The following is a 20,833-nucleotide window of genomic DNA, read 5'->3' on the forward strand; positions in this document are numbered from 1 at the left end:
TATGCCAAATTGATTTTAATTTGACTTATTTTTAGGAATAATACTGAGACTTATTATTATTATCATTGGAACTATTTTGTGAAAAATTTAGGTTTATTTCGTTTACATCAGGTTGCCATTTTCACCTTGTTAGCGCTGGCTGTTCAAAACCAATCCATGGCAAATGAACAAAATAGCGACAAACAAGACTCTTTCGTTGTCAGTGCACAAGCACTCAAAGTGAATACTGCGCTGCAAGAAACGCCAAAATCTGTTTCGATTATTACGGAACAAGATTTGACTATACATGCTCCGCAAAAAATTGATGAAGCACTTCGTTATACTTCGGGGGTTGTTGCACAGCCTTACGGGGCTGATAATGATACTGATTGGTTCAAAGTTCGTGGTTTTGATGCCGCAACCTATTTAGATAATAGCCGGTTATATCGAGATGGCTACTATACTTGGTTGCTTGAGCCTTATGGGTTGGAAAGTATTGAAGTCGTGAAGGGGTCATCAGCCGTTCTCTTTGGCGAATCCACTCCTGGAGGCGCTGTTAACTTAGTAACGAAAAAGCCATCTATTAATGCTAAAAATGAAATATTTTTAGAAGCGGGTAATAACGATCATCAAGCGCTAGGCTTTGATCTTTCTACAGCATCAGCCGATGCAGGTGCCCGCTACCGTTTAGTGGGAACGATGAAAAAATCGGATGGGGAACTCAAAGGCACGGATAATAAACGTATTTATCTGGCGCCAAGTGCGGCATTTGACTTGTCTGATCAGACTGTACTTACGTTAATGGGAACGTATCTGCACGATGATGGTACGCCCACGAATCCTTTTTTCCCAGCGGCGGGAACATTAATTCACTCTAATTACGGTAAAATTAAGCCATCAACCAATTTAGGTGAGCCTGATTACGATAAATACAAGCGGACTCAGTTCTCAGTGGGTTATTTATTAGAACATCAATTTAATGATGAGTGGCGTTTTGCGCAGCGTGTAAATTATGGTTACAACGACCTAACACTCAGAAGTGTTTATGCTTTCTTTAATGCAGACCCTACCGTGCAGGAATTGGGGCAAGGTATTGTTTTTCGCGATGGTAAAAACCAAAGTTTTAGTTTTGATAACAATATCGTCGGTGAATGGGATAGTGAGCGGTTTGAAAATACCTTACTTGCGGGTATTGAATTCCAATATCATCAAACCAAAGGCGATGAACAGGATAATTATGCTTTTGGTAAAATTAACCCGTGGAAGCCAGTTTATGGGCACTATACCCCACTTGACCCATCAAATAACATTCATCGCACTATTGATAAAACACAAGCTAGTATTTATTCACAATACCAAACAAAGCTTGATAGCAAATGGATTGGGGTCGTTGGTGCACGTTATGATTGGGTAAAAACTGAAAATAAAGCACATAAAAAAGCAGAAGATGAGTCTAGAAATGATGGGCAGATGAGTTTAAATGCGGGTTTAATGTATATTGCTGACAATGGCATTTCACCTTATTTAAATTACTCTCAATCTTTTGAAGTTCAATCGACAATCGACCCAACAACCCAAAAACTATATAAACCACTTAAAGGTGAGCAATTTGAAGCAGGTATCAAATATACACCTTATTTTATGGATGGTTATTGGAATATTGCTTGGTTCGATATCGAACAAAAAAATGCGTTAGTCACAACTCCTGAACACCCTGTTGCAACACAAACAGGTAAAGTCACTTCACAAGGTATAGAAACAGAACTATTTGCAAGTGTTACTGATAATTGGGATATTAAAGCGACATACACTTATACCAATGCGAAAACAGATCAAACAGGTGGTAAGGGACGTAAACAGGCTGGTATGATCCCCAAACATATGGCGACTGTCTGGACTGACTACGAAATTCCAATCGTGAGTAACCAGTCGTTAAAACTCGGAACTGGTATTCGCTATTATGGTCAATCAAAGGATAACCCAGCAAGCAGCAACCTTTCTGTTCCTAGTGCGACGCTCTGGGATATGGCCGCGATATATCAATTATCGAACAATTGGCAGTTCCAGTTCAATATGAATAACATCCTCAATAAAGAGTATGTTTCATCCTGTGATACCTGGTGCTATTACGGCCAATCGCGCTCATTTGTGTTACAAACAAAGTACACTTGGTAATTTTAAAAAAGGCATGCTAATAATGTTGGCATGCCTTGAGTCCTTTCTATGTTTCGATTAGCAAATATTAATATCGTTCGCGATCATCGTTCTATTTTATCTATAGATTCGTTAAATATACCCACAACAGAACTCACAGTGGTTCTTGGTCATAATGGTTCAGGAAAATCTACACTGGTTAATCTCCTTTCTGGGCAGATGGCACCGGATAGCGGGCAAATTGATTTAAATGGCACGAGTCTTTCTCAATATAAAACGAAAGAATTAGCGCAAAAAATCGCATATTTACCACAAAAACTGCCAGCCTCAGCGGGGCTGTCTGTGAAAGAACTTGTGCGGTTAGGGCGTTTTCCGTGGCGAGGTGCACTTGGTCGCTGGCAAGCTGACGATGAAATTATTATCCAACAAGCGATGGAGAAAGCTGGGGTTGAGGGGTTTTCCGCGAACTTAGCAGACAACTTGTCTGGTGGAGAGCGCCAGCGCGCATGGGTTGCCATGTTACTTGCTCAACAATCACCAGTTTTAATACTGGATGAACCGACTTCTGCATTAGATATTCACCATCAATACCAGTTAATGAATTTATTGAGTGAGCTTAATAAAGTTCATGGGATTGGTGTGATTGTGATCCTTCATGACCTCAACCTTTCTTTACGGTATGCAACACACATCGTGGCATTAAAAAAAGGGAAAATAGAATTTGAGGGAAAAAGTGTTCTTCTTCATGATGAAGCAAGGCTATCGTCACTTTACGATACCCCGATTAAGTTAATACCACACCCTAATTTTCCAGAGTCAGAACATCATAGGGTTGCTATCGTATGCGCTTAAAAGTCAATTTGCTTGGCCTTATTTTATTAACAAGTACATTATTATGCTCATTTTATACACGGGCTTATTCTGTTACGGACAGTCGTGGCATTATCGAGTTCAATTCGCCGCCTCAGCGTGTTGTGGTTTTAGATTGGGATTTACTGGAGCAGCTATTAACCCTTGAAGTCACACCTGTTGGCGCCACGGAATTAGAGAGTTACCAGCAATGGGTTGTTGACCCTGTTGTTCCTTCTTCAGTCAAAGAGGTAGGAACCCGGGCTGAACCTAATTTAGAGCAAATTGCCGCATTGAAACCTGATGTTATTATTGCAAGTAGCGCGCAAGAAGATTTACTGCCTTTATTGGAAAAAATAGCGCCAGTCGTTTATTTATCAAATTTTGCACGCCAAGATGACTCAGGGCTTGTAGCCATTGCGCATTTTAAAACGTTGGCTCGCTTATTTGACAAGACCTCTTTTGCTGATGAATATCTAATGAAAATGGATAAACGTTTTGCTGAATTAAGATCACAGCTTGAACGAGCTTTTTCCACGAAACCAGATATTGCTGTTATCCGGTTTTCAAGTTTAAGCACTATTTTTCTTTATACTGAGAACTCAACGCTAAATTATGTTCTTGAACAGCTTGCATTAAAGCCCGCAATTTTAGTTCCCGCACGTGCTTGGGGAATAGAACAGAGACGAATAAATTCATTACAATTTATTAATGACGGGTACGTGTTATATATCAAACCATTTGTAGAAGAAAAAAAACTAAATGATTCTATTTTATGGCAGTCGATGCCCTTTGTTAAGCAAGGGCGGGTAAATAGTGTTCGTCCCGTTTGGAATTATGGTGGTGTATTCTCCTTGCAATTAATGGCGGAAGCATTAACAGAAAGCTTATTACAGGTTGCTCCTCATAATGACAACTAAACAGTACTCAATACTATTTTTTGTATTAATGGTATTTGCGCTGATTAATCTTCAGCTCGAACCTGGGGTTATACTCAGTCAACAATTATTTTTAATTATTCATCCTGCTTCAGCCGATACGTTTGCTGATTATTTTTATTTATATGGCCAATTACCACGCCTTGCTATGGCATTATTAGTGGGCGCGACTTTTGGTTTATTGGGCAGTTTGATGCAGCAATTAACACAAAATAATCTTACTTCACCACTGACCTTAGGTTCATCATCCGGTGCTTGGTTAGCATTAGTGGTAGTTAATATTTGGTTTAGTAATGAGATTGGGTTATATCAAACGCTAGCTGCGATGGTGGGAGCATTACTTGCATTTGGGTTGGTAATATTAATTGCAGGTATTCGCAATATGACAGGCATTCCGTTGGTTGTTTCGGGAATGGTCATCAATATTTTGTTTGGTGCTATAGCGACTGCATTAATTACATTAAATTCTCAATTTGCACAAAACATTTTTATGTGGGGAGCAGGAAATCTAGCGCAAGATGGCTGGCAAAAAGTGGTTGGTTTATTACCTTTATTGTTCCCTATCATTATTATTATCTGTTTTGCACCTCGTATTTTGACATTATTGAAATTAGGTCATGAGGGGGCTAAAGCTCGTGGCTTATCCGTTTTACCTACTTTCTTACTTTTTATTGTTTTAGCATCTTGGTTAGTGGCGGCGACTATTTCAACTGTAGGGGTTATTAGTTTTATTGGTTTATTAGCCCCAAATATAGTACGGCGAATGGCGAATATGAGTGCAAGGCAAGAGCTATTAAACAGTGCAGTTGTAGGCGCGATTTTATTGCTTCTTGCAGACAGCGGGGCTATCGCACTAACAAACTACCTTAATATTGTGGTTCCTACGGGGGTAATGACTGCTGCTATTGGCGCTCCTTTATTGATCTGGTTTAGCCGCCGAGCAATGACAGCCCAAGATCAATTATCGATAGGGTTATTACCAACAAAAATAATACTTTCCAAAACCACGGTATGTATTCTTATTTTATTGTTAGCAAGTGGAGTTGTATTTTCACTTTGCTTACAAACGAATGGTGAACAATATTATTGGCAACTGCCATCAAGTTTTCAATGGGATATTAAATGGCCTCGTTTATTAGCGGCTATATTCTCTGGCTTAGCATTGAGTATTGCAGGCGTTTTATTACAAAGAATTATTTATAACCCGTTGGCCAGCCCAGATATTTTAGGGGTTTCTTCAGGTGCTACAGCGGCACTTGTTCTATTTAGTTTACTATTAGGCACTGCTATTCAAACCTCATTTTGGGGTATTGCTTTAATCGGGAGCCTGATTGTATTAGGGCTATTGTTGTACCTAGGTAAACGACATCAATACGCACCAGCAAGCTTAATTTTGACAGGGATCTGCCTAACGGCAACGTTAGAAGCTTTTGTTCAGTTCTTTTTAGCTCAAGGTACATTGAGTAGCTATCGGATATTATTATGGCTTTCAGGGTCAACTTATCGTGTGGAAGGGCAACAGGCCATTATTTTTTCAATCAGTATTGTTGTGTTAGCTATATTAGCGATCACGTTAAATCGTTGGCTAGTTTTATTATCAATTAGTCGGTCATTTGCACAGGGAAGAGGACTAAATTCACAATTAGCGACTATATTGCTATTAATCTTAGTTGCATTATTGTGTGCTTTTGTCACTTCTACTGTTGGCCCTATTGCATTTCTTGGTTTAGTTGCACCCCATATGGCTTTTTTAGTTGGCGCTAAAAAGGCGAAACAACAACTTATTATTAGTGGGTTGATCGGCAGTATATTAATGGTTTGGGCAGATTGGCTAGGACAAATTATTATTTATCCAACACAGATAGCTGCTGGAATATTTGTCGCTATTTTAGGTGGTGGGTATTTTTTATTGCTGATGGCGATGAATAAAATCAAGTCATAATTTATGGTATAAATATGGCTAGCCAAATCGCTATTCAAGGAGACCTAACTAATATTGATAAGTCAGGTCATATCGCTATGGCCATAAAAAAATATAAATACGAAAAGAAAATAGTAGTATTTATCTTATCCGTATTATTTCAATATCACAGCTCCAGAATGGAAATAAAAAGGTGAGTTAAGTTGAGCCACGCTCAATTAATTGCCATTCGAGGATTTCATGGCTGTCATCGAGTTTCGGGTGCTTAATTTTATTGAGAAGCAGTTGAACGCTACGGATGCCAAATTGATGCATCGGCTGTACAATAGTACTTAATGGCGGCGTAGTTACTTGACCGAAGGGCACACCATCAAACCCTAACACGGCAATATCATTCGGAATATGCCAACCTTGCTGATGCAAAACACTCATTGCACCGCCTGCAATGACATCAGAAATCGCGAATACGGCATCGGGTTTGGGCGCATTTTGCAGTAACTTTTCCATGGCCTTCGCCCCCGCGGTGTAATCTAATTCTTCTACATATTCGATTTTACAATACTCAAAGCCAAGTTCAGCGAGGGCCTTTCGATACCCTTGTTCCCGTTGCTGCGAATAGAGGTAACGCATATCACTGTTAATTAATGCAATGCGTTGGCGATTTTTCGCTGCTAAATGATAAACGCCAGCGCTAGCGGCTTGTAAATTATCAATAGTAACCGAAGACGCACGAAATTCAGGATCCCCCTCACCACACTGCACCCACGGAAAATCCCCAATCATATCAGTAAGTCCCGGCAAACAACTCACTGCATCCATAGTGATGACGCCATCAACAACCTTACCTCTGAGTAAACTCAGATAAGCGGATTCACGCGTTGGATTGGATTCAGAATTACATAACAAAATATGATAGCCGTGGCGTTCCGCTTCTTCTTCAATACCTCGTACAACCAGTGAACAAAAGGGGTTAGTGATATTAGACACCAACACTAATAGCATGCGACTACGCGAGGTGCGTAGTTGGCGTGCTAATAAATTAGGCTGATAATTACACTGAGCGATGGCGGCGAGAACTTTATCGCGAGTTGCCGGTTTGACAATATGTTGATCATTCAATACCCGTGAAACCGTTGCGGCAGAGACTCCTGCGATTTTCGCCACTTTTTCTATCGACATTGTTCACTTTTCCTTTTGTCTATTGCCATGCACAGTATGCAACATCGTGATGAAAAGTACGATTGATACAAGCAACTTGTGATGCAGATTGCAAATTTATCTTTTAGGTCATTATTGAACCATTCAGCTAGTTGCTGAAAGAAACAATTTGGCTATATTTTATAAATGAAATCGATTTCAGTAAAAATGTAATCGATTTCATTTTGGAGTTTAGCTGCCATTTAGTGAAAAGCCTCATTTTATAAACAATAAAACATGAGAGGTATTGAATGGATATACAACTACAACTTGCGAAATACACTGATCGGAGTGAAGTCGCGCATTTGATTTATCACTCAACGAATGTCTGGTATCAGCAACATGGTTTAGGCGAAATATTTCAGTCTGCGCCTGAAGAGTGCCATTTATTTGTTGATGTATACCAACAACTTGATCCCGACTACCACTGGGTAGCCCGTGATTCACAACTTAATATTCTTGGCTCGTGTTTTTTTCACCCACGAGAAACCCATTTGGGTCTTGGGATTATGAATGTCCATCCCAATGCATTTGGACAGGGTATTGCAAAGAAATTATTGTCCAAAGCAGATGAATTAGCAGGAAATATCCCCATTCGCTTAATTTCAAGTGCCCTGAATTTAGACTCTTATTCTCTTTATCGCCGCGGCGGTTTTACACCTTATGCAATTTACCAAGATATGGCGATTTCAGTACCAGAGCAAGGCGTAAATCTCCCTCGTTTGACCGAAGGAATTGTGCGAGATGCTCGAACCGAAGACTTACCGGCTATTTTACAATTGGAAGCGGATTTATTGGGTATTAGTCGTCAGCGGGATATTGAATATTTTTTGAATGACACCAGCGGGTTATGGCGAATTGCAGTCTGGGAGCATAACCAGCGCATCGAAGGTTATCTTGCCTCTATCGCACACCCCGCATCGAGGATGCTAGGACCCGGCTGCAGCTATCGTGATGAGGTAGCGCTGGATTTACTCGGTTGGATGTTAGACAAACATCATCGTGGTGCGACGCCAGTAGTTTTAGTTCCCACAGAGCGAAGCGCACTATGCCAAGCGCTATTGCGATGGGGCGGTCGAATTTGTGAACTGCATCTTGCGCAAGCCAAAGGTTATGCGCAGAAACCAAGCGGCGTGGTTATGCCGTCCTTTTTACCTGAAAGTGGCTAATAAAAAATAGAAATTATTGGGGGTCTTATGGGTACAAATAGTCTTGCTCAAGGCGGTAAAAATACTGCCCATGTATGGGTAGTACCGCGATTGGCGTTAATGATGTTCCTTCAATTTTTTGTGTGGGGGGCATGGTATGTCACGCTAGGGGTTGTCATGGGGAAATATGGCTTATCAGCAATTATTGGTGATGCTTATTCGACAGGACCCATCGCCTCTATTTTATCTCCTTTTGTACTAGGGATGGTGGTTGACCGTTTCTTTGCATCACAAAAAGTGCTTGGCGTGCTGCATCTCATCGGTGCTGCTTTATTATGGATGATCCCAAGTTACTTTACGGGGGGTCATAGCGGTCTATTATGGATAATCTTTGGTTATATGCTTTGCTATATGCCAACTATTGCTCTTAGTAACAACGTTGCCTTTTATAGTTTACCGAACAGTGAGAAAGCGTTCCCAGTTGTGCGTGCATTCGGTACATTTGGTTGGATTGTCGCGGGGTTGATTGTCGGTTCAACAGGGTTATCAGATAGTACAGAAATTTTTACCTTGGCGGCAGCGGCTTCGTTGGTATTAGCGATTTACAGCTTTACATTACCACACACGCCAGCACCAGAACGGGGTAAGCCTGTAGCAATGCGCGACTTGTTATGTGCGGATGCGTTTGCCATGCTTAAGCAACGTCATTTCTTAGTTTTCATCATTTGTGCAATGCTGATCTCCATCCCATTGGCGGCTTACTATGCCTATGCGGCGCCATTTGTTGCAGCGACAGGGTTTACTAACGTTGGTGGCGTGATGTCTTTAGGGCAGATGTCAGAACTGTTCTTTATGTTATTGATACCCTTCTTCTTTGCGCGTCTTGGCATTAAAGTGATGTTACTCATTGGGATGCTGTCTTGGTGCTTACGTTATGTCATGTTTGCCTTAGGGATCGCTGAAGAACTGCGCTGGATGATTTATATCGGCATTTTCTTACATGGTATGTGCTATGACTTCTTCTTTGTTATTGGTTTTATCTATACAGACAAAGTTGCTGGCGAGAAAGTAAAAGGGCAGGCGCAGAGCTTGTTGGTTTTGTTTACCTATGGCGTGGGGATGTTAATTGGTTCACAAATCAGTGGCATGCTGTTCAATAGCATTGTTACAACGGAAGGCGCAGCGGCTCTGCCACAATGGCAAAGTTTCTGGTGGTACCCAGCGATAGGTGCGTTACTGATTGCCGCATTGTTCTTCTTCGCGTTCAACTATAAAGAAAAGCCAGTGGAGGGGAAATAAGATGGCTAATTTACGCGTCTTAGTCGTTGGTTGCGGCAATATGGGAGCCTCTCATGCAGAGGCTTACCACCGAATGGAAGGGGTTGATATCTGCGGGCTGGTGGCTCGTGGTCATTCAAAAGACATTCTCAATGAACATTTAGGTGGTGAATATGCCACGTTTGATAATTACGAACAGGCATTAAAAGCAACGCAACCAGATGCGGTTTGCTTAACCACATACCCTGATACTCATGAAGCTTATGCATTGCTAGCACTCAAGGCAGGCTGTCATGTGTTTATTGAAAAGCCATTAGCCACTACGGTTGAAGGGGCTAAGCGTGTCATTGCTGCGGCTAAACAAGCCCATCGACAAGTGGTGGTCGGTTATATTTTGCGTCATCACCCATCGTGGCAACAATTCATTCATCTAGCTCATGAGCTGGGTAAGCCATTAGTGATGAGAATGAATTTGAATCAACAAAGCCATGGTCAGATGTGGAATGTACACCGTAACTTGATGCAATCACTATCACCGATAGTTGACTGCGGCGTTCATTATTTAGATGTGATGTGCCAAATGACACAAGCTCAACCAGTGAGTGTCAGCGCTATTGGCGCAAGATTGACCGATGAATTACCAGACAACATGTATAACTATGGTCAATTACAGGTTCGTTTTGATGATGGCTCAGTGGGTTGGTATGAGGCGGCTTGGGGGCCAATGATCAGCGAAACGGCGTATTTTATCAAAGATGTCATAGGCCCTCGAGGTGCGGTTTCGATAATGGCTCGCCATGGAGAGGGAAATAGTGATAATGTCGATGGGCACACGCGCACTGACTCTTTACGTATTCACTATGCAGAGCTTGATAAAAACAATGCCTTTAAGCATCCCGACCGTTGGGTTGACTGCCAAGACGAGCCAGGCCATTTGGCGCTATGCCTAAGTGAACAACGTTATTTTGTTCAAGCGATTACGGAACAATTTTCATTAGAACAGCATTTACAAGACGCACTCAATAGCTTGCGAATTGTTCTTGCTGCGGATGAAGCTGTGCGTACACAGCGCACCGTGATTTTAGGGAGTGAGTCATGAAAACAATCCAAGGCCCCGGTATCTTTTTGGCACAATTTATTGGCGAAAAAGCCCCTTTTAACTCATTAGAAGGCCTCGCTGAATGGGCATCAAGCCTAGGTTTTACCCATATCCAAGTGCCAACGATCGACCCACATATCTTTGATTTAGATTTGGCCGCCACAAGCCAAACTTATTGCGATGAGCTGGTTGCCATGTTACAGCAATATGGTATTCAGGTCAGTGAGTTATCGACCCATATACAAGGCCAATTAATTGCGGTACATCCAGCGTATGACACGGTTTTTGATGGTTTTGCCCCAGCGAGTGTTAGAGGTAATCCTCAAAAGCGCCAGCAGTGGGCGGTAGAGCAACTCATCAAAGCGGCAAAAGCCTCGCAGCACCTAAAGCTAACTACGCACGTGACTTTCTCAGGCGCGCTGGCGTGGCCTTATTTTTACCCTTGGCCCCCTCACAATGCACAACTGTTTGATGAAGCATTTGCTGAACTTGCGCTGCGTTGGTTGCCTATTCTGAATGTGTTTGACGAGTGTGGCGTTGATGTGTGTTACGAGTTGCATCCAGGGGAAGACTTACACGATGGCGTGACATTTGAGCGTTTTCTCGGCCTTGTCGATAACCACCCGCGTTGCCATATTCTCTACGACCCAAGCCATTTATTGCTCCAGCAAATGGATTATCTCGCGTTTATTGATTGCTATCACCAACGCATTCGCGCATTTCATGTCAAAGATGCGGAATATTCACCAAATGGCCGTAGCGGTGTCTATGGTGGCTATCAATCATGGGTTGAGCGCGCAGGGCGTTTTCGTTCGTTAGGGGATGGCCAGATTGATTTTGTCTCTATTTTCAGCAAATTAACCCAGTACGGTTTTTCCGGTATCGCCACAATGGAATGGGAGTGTTGCCTTAAATCTCCAGATGTCGGGGCGAAAGAGGGAGCTGATTTTATCGCCAATCATATTATTCCAGCGGTTGATCATGCCTTTGATGATTTTGCAGCGGTAGATACTAATCTTCAACAAATCAGAGCGTTACTTGGGATCGTGAGTGATAAATAAAGGATAAGGCGATGAGACTAAAGCTGGGAATGGTTGGAGGTGGGGAAGGTGCATTTATTGGTGCAGTGCATCGATTAGCGGCTCGTATGGATGATGAGTTTGAGTTAGTCGCAGGCGCATTTTCTTCGAACGAGCAAAATTGTCAACGTACAGGGCAACGGCTGCACCTTGCGCCTGAACGATGCTACGCTAGCTATCAGCAAATGGCGCAAAGCGAGGCGGCACGTGGTAATGGCATTGATGTGGTTGCGATTGTCACGCCTAATCACTTGCATGCCCCTATTGCCGTTGAATTTTTGCGCTCAGGTATCGACGTGATCTGTGATAAGCCATTGTGTACATCATACTCAGAAGCTTTGCAGCTTGCCGATGTTGTGAGAGAAACGGGTAGGCAACTGATTCTCACGCATAATTACAGTGCTTATCCGCTAATTCGCGAAGCGCGCAGCCGGATATTAGCAGGGGAACTAGGCGAAATTCGTTATATTGAAGTGGAGTATTTGCAGCAATGGCTAGCAACACGATTAGAGGAAACTGAAAACAAGCAAGCGAGTTGGCGTACCGATCCACAAAAAGCGGGAGCGGGCTGTATCGGCGATATCGGTACTCATGCGTGGCAGTTAGCTTCATTTGTCACAGGGATGTTGCCAGAGGCCATTTGTGCGGAACTCACATCAATGATCCCTGAAAGAGTGCTAGATGATGATGTGCGTGTGCAAATGCGTTATCACAACGGAGCAAAAGGGCGTCTATGGGCGAGCCAAGTGGCCTGTGGTGAAGAAAACAGGCTGCGACTACGCATATATGGCAGCCAAGGGAGTCTTTCATTTTCCCAAGAAAATCCTAACCAGTTATGGTTAAAACCGTTTGATTCGCCAATGTATTGTGTGACACGGGGATCAATGTCTCAATGGGAGGAAAACCGTGCGATGTCAAGGGTTCCAGCCGGGCATCCCGAAGGATATTTAGAGGGTTTTGCTCAGGTTTATCGTGAGGCGGCAACTCGTTTACGCGAGGGAAGCCGTGCATCACCGTTATTACCAGGTATTGAAACTGGCCTACAGGGGATGGCATTTATTGATGCCGCAAAACGTAGCCATGATAGCTGCGGTCAATGGATTGATTTTACGCAATATCGTTGCTCATCATAATCTCTGCGATGGATGGTCTGAGGTTAATGAGTTGGTATAATCTATAACCTTTATGAAATATATTTCGGCACAGAGGCTGTAATAATGATTTTTTCTTTGTAATACGGATAAGCAAAAGCGACGAGGGGGAGTGAACCGGAAAGCTATACTGCTTGATAGAATCAGTTAAAAGGAGAGGATACCTCTCCTAGTGATGTTACACCACCAGCGTGGTGTAACAAAAAATGTTTCAATGTCGGTATGTATCTTGTTACGTGTGCAACTTAATGTCGTTATTTAATCCATTCTTGTTGAATAATTTCGACACTCAATGAGTAATTGATTTAGAGAACAGCTGGATAATAACAATTCCCAGCGCAATGCATGCTAGACCAATTAATGCTGGAAAATCAAGTTTCTGTTTATAAACAAAAAATGATAATGCTGAAACAAGAAATATTCCCGCTCCAGCCCATATCGCATAGGCGATACCAATATTCATACTTTTTACAACTTGGGATAATCCATAAAAAGAAATGGCATAACCAATAACGACAATAATACTGGGTACCAACTTAGTAAACCCATCAGACGCCTTCATCATGGTTGTCGCGGTTGTTTCAGCTATGATAGACACCATTAAGATTGCGTACACTTTCAGCATAAAAACCTCTTTAACTTATTTAGCAAACATTCCAAAATGACAATTTTAAACTATGTTTGAGATAAAAATGTCTAATGGCTATGAAACTCAACGCCTAAGTAAGCGTTTATACCAAGGGACTGGAACTGGGTGTACAATAGCCCGCAAAGCACGTGCATAATCCATAATTAATCCAGGGGTCCATGCCATCATCAGTGCACGCCGACGAATTTGAGCCGCAATCCATAACTCTGGCATGCAAAGTACATTTAAAATCCCGATAAAATCACTTCTCTTTTGCATAGACAAAACACCATCTAATGCAGCCTCCAAACCATATGCAACACTGCTGGAGCAGTTTTGGTATGTTAGGTTATAAATAGGGTATTGGCGATATTTTTCCCAAAAACTCAATAAAGAAGCATAGTTATAAACATTGAAAACAATCTGTCTGTCAGATTCACACCATTCGGATGCTTCAGTTTGATAATTAGGCAAGAAACGCCCCGGAACATTATTATCAGCGGTTGCTTTTAGTAGCCTGAAAAACTCTGATGGAGAACGATCAATATCTTCTTCAGGGTATAAGCTGATATAGAGGTGCGGGTAGAGTTCTAGAGATGCATGCCCCGTCGAGATTACTCCTTCAGAATCAACAGCCGCAATATAACGATTAATAATTGGCCGTGGTACAGGGCGTTGGTTTGCGGAGCCTTCGGGGGTCCAGATATGAACAGTCAAAATAGTATCTTGTTCAGTTTCTCTACTTATAGTGGAAGATTGTGGGGTCTCTGTTATGGGTCGCATTGCCCCTTTTTTCTTAAACGACACAGGTAAAGGACGCATCAGTTCAAATATGGATGTTCCTCGTTGGATATGACGGGCTCGAAATGCTAACTTCAGGCATCCAAATCCACTTCCTATCATCAAAAAACCGATAAAAAAAGAAATTGTTGCTTGGTGATGGGTAAACAGAAAAAAGGCAAACAGCATTTCAATTACGCCCCATAATAGGATTAATTGCCATCCAGGAAAACGTACGATCCAAGCTGATGCAACAACAAATAATCCGGTAATAAAAAAAACAAAACCGAACATTGCTGACAATAATACATTGCTATATGTTTGATTAATCAAGATAACCAATGCACAGAACAAAAATAGACCACCTTTAAAGAAAAGTATCGTTTTTTGTGTTCCAATTCCGCTTGAAGCGACACTTAATGTGATCAGACTTTCAAGTAACAATAGAATACCAAACAAATGTATTGGAAAAAAAAGAATACCATCAACACCATCAATGAAAATAAATATACCAATAAAACACCAAAGGAGCCCAATCCCCCAGAGGTAATGTGCTTTTCCTCTGATAAATTCGGCACCGAAAAGTAATAATGCAATTTGTAGCATCACTTATCCTTTGTTATTACATCAATTTTAGGATACTTCACCCAAAATAAACCAATTCCCAACAATCATTACTGGCTTGTTATGACTAAAAATAACACTTCCACGATCTTCTATATTCCACCAACGACCTTCTTTATCTTTCAGACAAAAGGTTATTATTGGAAGAGTGGTATGAGCTTGCTCTTGCTCCCAATGTCGAGCGAGTTTTTCTCGGTCGTCAGGATGAATAGATTCCATAATTTGCCTTAGATCGGAAAGGGTTGTTAAATCAGCCTTCGGATATGAACAATCTGTATTTCCCCATTCTATAGCACCATTATCTAGATTAAGTTGATATACTAGGTGCTGCGGTTTATAAGCTCCTTGTGTGTCATCAATTCTATGAGTACTTCGAGCGACAACTCGTAAAAAAACCATTAATAATGATATGACGGTCAAATATCCCTGTATTAACCACAGTGACTCATGGCGAAATAGGCCATGAAGATAAAAAGGCCCATGCTGATTACGAGTGTAATAGATTGTAATAGTGGCAAGTATTAATAGTGCTATTGATCCCCCTCTGTTTCCCCACAGCATAGACAGGGTAACAGCAAGCAAAATAGGGATACAGAGTAGCGATAATTTAGCAGTATTACGATGATGATGAAAATAGGAATGGTATATCTGTATCGCAGTATCATTGAATATTAATATAGTGCTAATAATAAGAAGAATAAAAACAATACTTCCCCAAACTATATTAATTTTGAAAGAAGGCACCACCCTTTTGAAATGGGTATTAATTAGCCCCATAATCACTGTTGTGGCAAAGATGTTGCCAGTAATATCAGCAATAAAACCATCCCAAAAAATATCATTAAGTGATGTATTATCAAGCCAATACAAACTGATAGAAAATAGAACTGCATCTGCAAAACTGACAATTATTGTTGCCGATAGCCATAACAATATTAGTTGCAGATCATCTCCTCGTTGAGCATACCTACGGACAATCCAAGCAATAGCAATACAAGAAAGTACTGCCAGAGCGGCGTATATAAGTGAAAGGGTGATTTGCTCACTATCAAAGCCATTCAGAATTAAGTTTAATACAATGAAGCCAATCAGTAATGGTAGCCATTGGCGTTTGTGCATACATAAAAAAGCGGTTGTTGCGACCCCCGCAGGAAACCAAACAACAGAAATATCTGAGTTCTCTGGTGTCAGTATTTCGGAGATTTCACCTGTTACGTAATAAAGTAATAGCCATCCTATTATTACGATTAACGTGGTCTTATTTGATAGTAAAGATGTTTTCATAGTTTATTTCAGGTTATGCATCATAAAGTTATGTTTGGCCTTATCTTAATGCGAAAAGGTCTACATCATTTCTCTTTTCAAAAAATATCAAAATGATATCTTGAGGTATAGCTATTATTATATTTTTTCCTGTATTTTTAGACACTTTTTATTTTATTCTGAGTTCGGCGCTGTAGGTACTTCAATGAACATTACGCGTCTAGAAAAAGCCAATAGCGCACCTAATCTGAATTTCTTAAAAAGAAAAACACGGCTTGTTGTTTTCATAGACAGCTATTCGTGAAAGATACCTACGTTATATAAAGCAGTAGCCGAGCAATAATGGCAAAAATTGAGCGTGTCCACCACAATTAAAAATAGCTAACAAGAGTTAGCTATTTTTGAGACAATACCAATGAGATAACACTATAAAAATACTAAAATAAGTATCTGACACCAAATACAACTTCTTGAGATTTAAGGTGTGCTTTCATTTGCTCGTCTTGTAAGCCTCGAGCATTAGCAAATCGGTTCATGCCACTTTCGATTTTACCTAGATCCACATAACGGTAGCCTAAGTCAAAATTGAGTTTATTAATAGGTTCATAGCTGACGCCGCCACCGAGAGAATATACCAAGTTTGTATCAGTGTTACTTGCGTATTGACGTGAAACATTTCCTTGCCATCCAGACGATTTTACTTTTGCGATACCAACACCAACGGTTCCATAAATAGAAACTCCCTGATAAATTTCATAATCACGGTAAGCATTTAGCATTAATCGTTGGGACTCTGTTTTATGGTGATTCAAGCTGGTCGGAAAAGTGGTTGATCCACTTGTATATTCTGCCTTTTTATTGAAAGTATATTCTGCTTCTGTACGCCAACCATTACCAAATTGATAGCCAGCAGCTAAAGAGCCATTATAAAAATCATCTTTATCATCACCCGAGACAAATTGACCAATACCAGGTCTACTACTGGTATCCATATTATCTGCTTTTTGCCATACCTTCGAGAGCCTTGCAGCACCATAATAGCCCTCATCATTCGTAGAGGCTAAGGCATTTCCAGCTGCACTTCCAAATACAGCAATTACTAATAATAAGTGTAATTTAGTCATGTTATAGTTTCCTTTGTGTATTATATCGAGATGGGATTATTGCAGGTAGTGGTTATTAGTAAAGGGGAGTTATTTGATTGATATGTTCAATTTATTTCAACAAAATGATATAGATGTTACTTGGATTACCGCATTCTTCATGAAATGAGTATTTCATCTTCTAATAACAGAGGTTGTATCCCTCGCTACTTTAAAACAAGTTTATGTCAGGTAAATATTTACCTAATGGACTTCCCCAGAATTCTGCTTTATGGCCAGAAGAATATCGCGAACTGGAGCAGCTTGATTTATTCGCTAACAGTCTAATTAGGCAACTGAAAAATCGAAAAATCTACAGAGAGCGAGTACAGGTTGAAATTGAAAAAGTACCTGAAGCACATCGGGAATTTTTTAGAGATAAATTAAATCATTGGTGTGAGGTGATGAAAGTATGAAACGTACACACTTGGAAAAAATAAAATCGTTCCCATCATATAACTACATATTTTATAGCGGAGATAAGGCCGTTTATTCATAAGGTTATTAGATGTAGTTAGTTGGGGTGAAAATGAAAAAATCGGTTTATAAAGCAAGTGGTTTATGGAACCAAACATCTTTCATAACTCTTTTTGTCGCAACAAGCGAAAAAGATGTACTTTCAACAATAGCATTTTGGGCAAATCTAGGTGGCGCTAGAGTAGATGAGTTATCTATTGAGCGTTATTGCTCATGAAGCCGGTAGAGTCGATTGAAGGGTTTTAAAGTGAGAGATCTGATGCATGTTACTCCTTGAAATAAAAGAAAATGATAGCTATTCAAGGGGATAATATATATCTGAGATTTTTTTTACTGTGGTGATAATGATTTATGTTAGCAGGTTCTAGTAGAATGCTAGAACCAATATGGTGACGAGGTGGAACAGCATAGTTAATTATGTCGAAAATAGAATTATACCTTTAAAGCTTATTGTAGATCTTGACAGCAAATTCATGGACTGCTTGTGATAAATCTGAGGGGGTGCCTAATAGAGTCGGTGCATCATCGACATAAAAATGAATCGCTTCTTTTATTTCTAGTAAAGTCGGAGGCGGTGATATTTTTTTTTAGGTTCCTGATAGCTTGTCTAAGCTCTTTGACATCCATGGGATGGGAACTAAACCATGTCGGGCGGCTAGCCCAGTACTCAATGGCATGACGAATTTTATCACTCATAACAATCACCTCTTATTAGCTTATTAACATATTATTTGTTGTAACAATAAGTTATCGTGTTCTTGGCTGACTATTAGTTGGTTTTCGGGATTATCGCTGACCAAGGACAAGATGGTACTATGCCGAGCAACCCCACCCTTACCGAAAAAGTTATCGACATCATAAAACTGGTTTAAGAGACAATGAATATCTTGCTGTACATAGCTTTCAATACATTGGCTCTTGTTTTTATCTGTGATCCCGCTATGCCACACTGAATTTAATTGGTGACCCGGTAATTGAAATTCACATTGTGTTTTCAAGGCATCAGCGAAGGATTTTTCCTCGGTGGATATCGGGCGTAATAGCTTCGCTTTGATAGGTGCTCTTAGACTCTCGTAGAATCCTTGAGGGGCGAGTAATAGGCTAGCAGCTTCTTCACTTGCCGTGGAATCTAACTGAAATGCTAAAATAGCGTATAATTTGGGTTCAAAGGCGTTTTCATACAGCGCTAACAGCCATTCACTGAGTGATTTGTATGGCAATATTTCAACAGATTCAAGTGGCAATGATAGGCGAGCCGCTTCCTGCTCAATAAGTTCCGTCCAATTAGCCCCACTTTCTTTTGCTTGCCAATACAGTGTTATCGGCTGGGTGAGGGCGTGTTGATGATAAAACGTCGCGATTGGGGTAAGCAATTTTTGTATCGCTGTTTCTTGTTTTTCCCATAACGAAAGGGATTTCAAGGCGTTTAGTGTCAATATATTATCTTTATTAATTGGTAAAGAAGATAACGGCACACCCTCTTGTTTCTCTTCATCGATTTGAGTTAATCGTGAATGCGTTAATAATCCAAGGTGCTTACCCGCCCAATAACGCCATTCATTGTGGGCGTCATCTAACATATTCGTAAAAAGTTGATGACGATAAGCCGTGATTGAATAAATAAGTAATCGGATGAACAAGATAATGATCACCGGAAGAACAACAAATAAAGCGATTATTTGATTGTTACTGATTTCGCTAGACAATACGGTAATTGAAGATAAATACACGCCAATACCAAATCCAGCAATACCAATGAGAACAACCAAAAACAACCAAAGCCCCACACGCGGTAATGGAGGCTCTGGTGGATGCTCTAAAGAGGGGATTTTCCAACTCATCATGACTGTTCACCTGACGAGGAAAGGCTCGCAATGAGGGTACAGCCACATTCGGTTTGAAAGCCATTCAATGCCGCTTGGCGACCGGATATTAAAATACGCGTTGAGCCGGGTAAAATGGCATTGACACCATGTCCTTTTTTAGGACAACTGACTTTGTCACCCACTAAAGCTATCGGTTTACCGTACATCATCGAGCCAGAAGCGGAAATCACTTCGCCGCAATGAGTAGTTTTGTCACCTAATCGAACAAGTGCGCGCATGTTAAGATCCTTTTATTGGTTATCCTGTTGTTTTTTATATTCAAACGTACCATCCCATTCAGGGAGTTCGGCAGGGGGAAGTGGAACGATTTTATCGATATCGGGGAACTTGGCGGTTTCGTCAGAAGCATCCATTTCTTTGACAATTGCTTCATAACGGGCTGAGCGAGCGGCATCAGGTTTAACACCAAGATAATAATAATCTTTTTGAGTTGTGCTAGGATCAAATGACTGGCTTAATATAGATGCTCCCATCCAGTATCCATTTTGAATGGATATCTGATAGTTTTTTAAAGCTCCATTGAAATCTCTGTCAACTGTATGTAAGTAAAACGCTAAATTATACGCAGCTTCTCCATTTCCTTGCTTGCTTGCACATTCAAGCATTTTTTTTCCAATTTCAGGGCGATAAGCTGGGTTATCTCTGTCTGATAAACGCTTCGAGATAAAAATATTTCCAATGGCATTTTGAGCCTCGGGGCTACCCAAATCCGCAGCTTGACGAAAATATGCTAAAGCTTTAGTACGATCAGCGACGACTCCATAGCCTGTATCGAGGTAGTGTCCCATTTGGTAATAACCATAGCTGATGTCTAATTTGGCCATTTTTTGAATAATATCCCAAACCTCTTGAGCTGCTCCTTTACCTTTAATCGGTGGGACTTTGCCGTAACTGATTAAATTGCTTAAGTTAAGCATGGCTTTGGGGTGATTACGCTCGGCCGCTTTGCGGTAAAGCTCGCCAATTTTGGCATAATCACGTTGATATTTATTAATTTTCTCAAGCTCACGGGCTTGTTTAAACCAAACATCCGCTTCAGGGTCAACGGGAGGCAATGTGTCTTTTTCATATACACAGGTGAAGGTTAAATCGGGTTCGGTTTTTTGAATTGGCGGCTCTTCATTTTTATCCATTGGGTTGCAAGCACTCAGCATCAACATGCTACAAATCAATGCACCGCATTTAAATATGCCGCGAGCAACGGATTGATGATGAGATAAAAAGGAGAGATTCATCTTGG

The 20,833-nt window shown here is 40.9% G+C and carries 20 protein-coding genes; 12 read left to right on the top strand and 8 right to left on the bottom strand.

What is annotated here, in order from left to right:
- Window positions 1-78 precede the first annotated feature (78 nt).
- The 5 genes from P3L37_RS06290 to P3L37_RS06310 are packed head-to-tail and all read left to right on the top strand — an operon-like array spanning window position 79 to window position 6,038.
- A complete protein-coding gene (locus tag P3L37_RS06290; protein WP_109913141.1) occupies window positions 79-2,154 on the top strand; it encodes a TonB-dependent siderophore receptor in 2,076 nt (691 codons plus the stop codon).
- A 48-nt stretch (window positions 2,155-2,202) separates the two neighbouring features.
- Window positions 2,203-2,985, top strand: a complete 783-nt coding sequence (locus P3L37_RS06295) for an ABC transporter ATP-binding protein (protein WP_109913142.1) — start codon at window positions 2,203-2,205, stop codon at window positions 2,983-2,985.
- A complete protein-coding gene (locus tag P3L37_RS06300) occupies window positions 2,976-3,902 on the top strand; it encodes an iron-siderophore ABC transporter substrate-binding protein (protein ID WP_117162494.1) in 927 nt (308 codons plus the stop codon). The genes P3L37_RS06295 and P3L37_RS06300 overlap by 10 nt, the downstream gene beginning before the upstream one ends.
- Window positions 3,892-5,862: a Fe(3+)-hydroxamate ABC transporter permease FhuB gene (gene fhuB / locus P3L37_RS06305; RefSeq protein WP_110732087.1), complete on the top strand. Its 1,971-nt coding sequence runs from the start codon at window positions 3,892-3,894 to the stop codon at window positions 5,860-5,862. Before P3L37_RS06300 ends, fhuB begins: the two co-directional genes overlap by 11 nt.
- Before the next feature lie 14 nt (window positions 5,863-5,876).
- The gene (locus P3L37_RS06310) at window positions 5,877-6,038 is read left to right on the top strand and encodes a hypothetical protein (RefSeq protein ID WP_162598875.1); all 162 of its coding nucleotides are present in this window, start codon (window positions 5,877-5,879) and stop codon (window positions 6,036-6,038) included.
- A gap of 1 nt (window position 6,039) precedes the next feature.
- Here P3L37_RS06310 and P3L37_RS06315 read toward each other — a convergent pair whose 3' ends face one another.
- Complete coding sequence (locus P3L37_RS06315) at window positions 6,040-7,020, bottom strand: LacI family DNA-binding transcriptional regulator (protein WP_004912912.1); 981 nt, start codon at window positions 7,018-7,020, stop codon at window positions 6,040-6,042.
- 269 nt (window positions 7,021-7,289) lie between these two features.
- Here P3L37_RS06315 and P3L37_RS06320 point away from each other — a divergent pair, with 269 nt between their 5' ends.
- The 5 genes from P3L37_RS06320 to P3L37_RS06340 are packed head-to-tail and all read left to right on the top strand — an operon-like array spanning window position 7,290 to window position 12,775.
- Window positions 7,290-8,207, top strand: a complete 918-nt coding sequence (locus P3L37_RS06320; RefSeq protein WP_110732086.1) for a GNAT family N-acetyltransferase — start codon at window positions 7,290-7,292, stop codon at window positions 8,205-8,207.
- A 27-nt stretch (window positions 8,208-8,234) separates the two neighbouring features.
- Window positions 8,235-9,485, top strand: coding sequence for an MFS transporter (locus P3L37_RS06325; protein ID WP_004912906.1), 1,251 nt, complete (start codon window positions 8,235-8,237; stop codon window positions 9,483-9,485).
- Window position 9,486: 1 nt separating this feature from the next.
- Window positions 9,487-10,563, top strand: coding sequence for a Gfo/Idh/MocA family protein (locus P3L37_RS06330; protein ID WP_004912903.1), 1,077 nt, complete (start codon window positions 9,487-9,489; stop codon window positions 10,561-10,563).
- Complete coding sequence (locus P3L37_RS06335) at window positions 10,560-11,624, top strand: sugar phosphate isomerase/epimerase family protein (RefSeq protein WP_110732085.1); 1,065 nt, start codon at window positions 10,560-10,562, stop codon at window positions 11,622-11,624. Before P3L37_RS06330 ends, P3L37_RS06335 begins: the two co-directional genes overlap by 4 nt.
- An 11-nt stretch (window positions 11,625-11,635) precedes the next feature.
- On the top strand, window positions 11,636-12,775 hold the full coding sequence (locus tag P3L37_RS06340; RefSeq protein ID WP_110732084.1) for a Gfo/Idh/MocA family protein: 1,140 nt from the start codon (window positions 11,636-11,638) through the stop codon (window positions 12,773-12,775).
- A 307-nt stretch (window positions 12,776-13,082) separates the two neighbouring features.
- Here the strand turns inward: P3L37_RS06340 and P3L37_RS06345 are convergent, their stop codons facing one another.
- From P3L37_RS06345 to P3L37_RS06360, 4 genes are all read right to left on the bottom strand, one after another.
- A complete protein-coding gene (locus P3L37_RS06345) occupies window positions 13,083-13,415 on the bottom strand; it encodes a DMT family transporter (protein WP_371021498.1) in 333 nt (110 codons plus the stop codon).
- 90 nt (window positions 13,416-13,505) lie between these two features.
- On the bottom strand, window positions 13,506-14,807 hold the full coding sequence (locus tag P3L37_RS06350) for an HdeD family acid-resistance protein (RefSeq protein WP_004912893.1): 1,302 nt from the start codon (window positions 14,805-14,807) through the stop codon (window positions 13,506-13,508).
- A gap of 27 nt (window positions 14,808-14,834) precedes the next feature.
- Complete coding sequence (locus P3L37_RS06355) at window positions 14,835-16,109, bottom strand: MASE1 domain-containing protein (protein ID WP_109913149.1); 1,275 nt, start codon at window positions 16,107-16,109, stop codon at window positions 14,835-14,837.
- 416 nt (window positions 16,110-16,525) lie between these two features.
- Entirely contained in the window at window positions 16,526-17,212 is a 687-nt protein-coding gene (locus P3L37_RS06360) for an outer membrane protein (RefSeq protein WP_004912887.1), read from the bottom strand.
- A gap of 203 nt (window positions 17,213-17,415) precedes the next feature.
- Here P3L37_RS06360 and P3L37_RS06365 point away from each other — a divergent pair, with 203 nt between their 5' ends.
- Together P3L37_RS06365 and P3L37_RS06370 are read left to right on the top strand one after the other, a co-directional pair.
- Window positions 17,416-17,646 (top strand): hypothetical protein, encoded by a 231-nt coding sequence (locus tag P3L37_RS06365; RefSeq protein ID WP_109913150.1) that lies wholly within the window; start codon window positions 17,416-17,418, stop codon window positions 17,644-17,646.
- Window positions 17,647-17,759: 113 nt separating this feature from the next.
- Window positions 17,760-17,924 (top strand): hypothetical protein, encoded by a 165-nt coding sequence (locus P3L37_RS06370; RefSeq protein WP_164528577.1) that lies wholly within the window; start codon window positions 17,760-17,762, stop codon window positions 17,922-17,924.
- Window positions 17,925-18,426: 502 nt separating this feature from the next.
- Here P3L37_RS06370 and P3L37_RS06375 read toward each other — a convergent pair.
- From P3L37_RS06375 to P3L37_RS06385, 3 genes are read right to left on the bottom strand one after another with little or no spacing between them, the layout of a single operon-like run.
- Window positions 18,427-19,551 carry a hypothetical protein gene (locus P3L37_RS06375; RefSeq protein WP_109913151.1) on the bottom strand — a complete coding sequence of 375 codons (1,125 nt, stop codon included), beginning with the start codon at window positions 19,549-19,551 and terminating at the stop codon, window positions 18,427-18,429.
- Entirely contained in the window at window positions 19,548-19,811 is a 264-nt protein-coding gene (locus tag P3L37_RS06380) for a PAAR domain-containing protein (RefSeq protein WP_006662121.1), read from the bottom strand. The genes P3L37_RS06375 and P3L37_RS06380 overlap by 4 nt, the downstream gene beginning before the upstream one ends.
- A 12-nt stretch (window positions 19,812-19,823) precedes the next feature.
- Window positions 19,824-20,828, bottom strand: coding sequence for a DUF6396 domain-containing protein (locus P3L37_RS06385; RefSeq protein WP_272667339.1), 1,005 nt, complete (start codon window positions 20,826-20,828; stop codon window positions 19,824-19,826).
- Window positions 20,829-20,833 lie beyond the last annotated feature (5 nt).

The sequence above is a fragment of the Providencia sp. PROV114 genome (genome assembly GCF_032704305.1).
In the GTDB taxonomy this organism is placed as follows: domain Bacteria; phylum Pseudomonadota; class Gammaproteobacteria; order Enterobacterales; family Enterobacteriaceae; genus Providencia; species Providencia rettgeri.

What these genes read in the sequence shown, in the direction of transcription:
- P3L37_RS06295 (WP_109913142.1), top strand. Translation starts at nt 2,203, where the DNA reads ATGTTTCGATTAGCAAATATTAATATCGTTCGCGATCATCGTTCTATT.
- P3L37_RS06300 (WP_117162494.1), top strand. Translation starts at nt 2,976, where the DNA reads ATGCGCTTAAAAGTCAATTTGCTTGGCCTTATTTTATTAACAAGTACA.
- fhuB (WP_110732087.1), top strand. Translation starts at nt 3,892, where the DNA reads ATGACAACTAAACAGTACTCAATACTATTTTTTGTATTAATGGTATTT.
- P3L37_RS06310 (WP_162598875.1), top strand. Translation starts at nt 5,877, where the DNA reads ATGGCTAGCCAAATCGCTATTCAAGGAGACCTAACTAATATTGATAAG.
- P3L37_RS06315 (WP_004912912.1), bottom strand. Translation starts at nt 7,020, where the DNA reads ATGTCGATAGAAAAAGTGGCGAAAATCGCAGGAGTCTCTGCCGCAACG.
- P3L37_RS06320 (WP_110732086.1), top strand. Translation starts at nt 7,290, where the DNA reads ATGGATATACAACTACAACTTGCGAAATACACTGATCGGAGTGAAGTC.
- P3L37_RS06325 (WP_004912906.1), top strand. Translation starts at nt 8,235, where the DNA reads ATGGGTACAAATAGTCTTGCTCAAGGCGGTAAAAATACTGCCCATGTA.
- P3L37_RS06330 (WP_004912903.1), top strand. Translation starts at nt 9,487, where the DNA reads ATGGCTAATTTACGCGTCTTAGTCGTTGGTTGCGGCAATATGGGAGCC.
- P3L37_RS06335 (WP_110732085.1), top strand. Translation starts at nt 10,560, where the DNA reads ATGAAAACAATCCAAGGCCCCGGTATCTTTTTGGCACAATTTATTGGC.
- P3L37_RS06340 (WP_110732084.1), top strand. Translation starts at nt 11,636, where the DNA reads ATGAGACTAAAGCTGGGAATGGTTGGAGGTGGGGAAGGTGCATTTATT.
- P3L37_RS06350 (WP_004912893.1), bottom strand. Translation starts at nt 14,807, where the DNA reads ATGCTACAAATTGCATTATTACTTTTCGGTGCCGAATTTATCAGAGGA.
- P3L37_RS06355 (WP_109913149.1), bottom strand. Translation starts at nt 16,109, where the DNA reads ATGAAAACATCTTTACTATCAAATAAGACCACGTTAATCGTAATAATA.
- P3L37_RS06360 (WP_004912887.1), bottom strand. Translation starts at nt 17,212, where the DNA reads ATGACTAAATTACACTTATTATTAGTAATTGCTGTATTTGGAAGTGCA.
- P3L37_RS06365 (WP_109913150.1), top strand. Translation starts at nt 17,416, where the DNA reads ATGTCAGGTAAATATTTACCTAATGGACTTCCCCAGAATTCTGCTTTA.
- P3L37_RS06370 (WP_164528577.1), top strand. Translation starts at nt 17,760, where the DNA reads ATGAAAAAATCGGTTTATAAAGCAAGTGGTTTATGGAACCAAACATCT.
- P3L37_RS06375 (WP_109913151.1), bottom strand. Translation starts at nt 19,551, where the DNA reads ATGATGAGTTGGAAAATCCCCTCTTTAGAGCATCCACCAGAGCCTCCA.
- P3L37_RS06380 (WP_006662121.1), bottom strand. Translation starts at nt 19,811, where the DNA reads ATGCGCGCACTTGTTCGATTAGGTGACAAAACTACTCATTGCGGCGAA.
- P3L37_RS06385 (WP_272667339.1), bottom strand. Translation starts at nt 20,828, where the DNA reads ATGAATCTCTCCTTTTTATCTCATCATCAATCCGTTGCTCGCGGCATA.